The following is a 1,394-nucleotide window of genomic DNA, read 5'->3' as shown; positions in this document are numbered from 1 at the left end:
GCTTCACCACTTGGTCGTACTCTGAAGAATTAAGAATGGTAATCTCAGAGTGGAAACGAGTAGGATTATGAATTGACCAGTCAACTATGTAATCAAATTTTTCAAGAATACTTTTAGCTCTGCTTTCATCCAAAAAGTTTCCATCATATTTAAGCTCAACATGAATTGAATCGGATTTTTCATATGCCATTATACTTAATGGATAGTCAAGTTTTCCATAAAAGCTTCTAAAGAGAACTTGTTCCTTTTCGCCTTTATCTTTTTTGAGTGATGGGTAATTTTCAAAAACAAACAAACTATGAAAAAGTCTTTGTCCATTTGTCTGAATCTTAGCGAGTTCAGCAAAGCTATTAGAACCCATCTCAGTGATATTCTTTTGAAGCTTTTGCATTAATTGCTCTACAGAATCTGTGCTGTTCCATTCAACAACCAACGGTAAGGTATTAATGAATAAACCAACACTATCTTCAATATTTTCAATAGGAATATCTCTGCCGGATATAGTTGTACCTACTGTAGTTTTGCTACTTGAACTATAAACTTGTAATATTTTATGCCAGGCAAATTGGAGAATAACATTTGTAGTTATCCCCTTGCTTAAACTAAATCGTTTAAATTTATCAAAAGTGTCCCCTCCAATATTGATTTGCCAACTCTTTGATAATTCTACTTGCGTATAGGTATTTAGGTTTATAGGTTTACTTAAAATAGGGTTGATATTATTTGCCTCAACCAGGTCATTAATGGTGGCTTCCCAATATTTTAAGGCTTTAACCTTATTTTTATTGATGTAGTATTGCGCGCTTAGGTATGCACGATCTTTTATTACGTGGACCTTTTTACCTGCTATCAGAGTGTTATAAATTTCTTTATGAGATTTATAGATAATCGGTCCACTCCATCCATCAGATATGCTATGATGTTCAGTTTTTATAATAGTGAATAAGTCAGAAGACTGTCTAATAATATGGATTCTGAATAGGGATGGTTTGGTAAGGTCAAATCCTTGTTTTCTATCCGCTATTTGAATTTCTTCAATACGTTTATCTTTTGCTGTTTTATCTTTTAAGTGACTGATATCGTGAACCAAATAATTCAAGAAACCTTTTGCATAAATAACCTGTATCAAATGTTCTTCCCAATTAAAACCAATACGAAGTGCGGGGAACTTTTGAATACATAATTCCCACGATTTTAAATACTTGTCGATGTCAATTGCGTAGTGATAATCATATGTTAACTGTTCCCGATATGCTTCGTCATATTGATTTGTTAATGCATGATACATAAAGCCTTGCTGTAAACTATTTGCAGGATAAATTTCTTCAATACTATTTTTATTATTCCATGCATCAATTTGAATTTTGTTAAGCAAAGATTGGCTTATTCCCGTT

General features: G+C 32.6%; 1 protein-coding gene. It reads right to left on the bottom strand.

From position 1 onward, the window contains the following. Positions 1-1,394 (bottom strand): condensation domain-containing protein (locus tag AACM45_RS20250; protein ID WP_339145023.1); only part of this gene is annotated, 1,394 nt, incomplete at both ends.

The organism is Croceitalea sp. MTPC5 (assembly GCF_036985505.1).
Taxonomy (GTDB): Bacteria; Bacteroidota; Bacteroidia; order Flavobacteriales; family Flavobacteriaceae; genus Croceitalea.
Note: the sequence above shows the minus strand (reverse complement) of the source record. Positions and strands in the feature narration are given on the sequence as shown.